Raw genomic sequence first — 297 nt, 5'->3', positions numbered from 1 at the left:
GAATAACCCGGGGATTTTCATCCGCAAACTTCGTGAATTTCTCCCCCAACTCCCCCAGCCATTGTGTGATATTTTTAGCGTCACCAGAAAATGCGCCGCCAATAGCCGCAAGGCCGTTAGTTGCGGTCCCTGTCATTGCCTCCCACAGGTTGGACAGCGTACCAAGCTGTGCCTGAACACGTTTATTCAGGCTGGCCTGTTTATTCATCTTCTGCTGGATCTGATCGTAGCCATCCTTTCCTTTATCGATTAGTGCATTGACCACCTGAAGGGTTTCGGCATCATCACCAAATATTG

Annotated in this window: 1 protein-coding gene; it reads right to left on the bottom strand. The window is 49.5% G+C overall.

The genetic code is table 11. The features are described 5' to 3' along the window. Positions 1-297, bottom strand: a 297-nt coding sequence (locus J4G32_RS20815) for a phage tail tape measure protein (protein WP_210497553.1), incomplete at both ends; no start/stop codon positions are given.

The organism is Microvirga antarctica (assembly GCF_017921815.1).
Classification (GTDB): Bacteria; Pseudomonadota; Alphaproteobacteria; order Rhizobiales; family Beijerinckiaceae; genus Microvirga; species Microvirga antarctica.
This window is presented reverse-complemented; position numbering and strand designations above follow the sequence as displayed.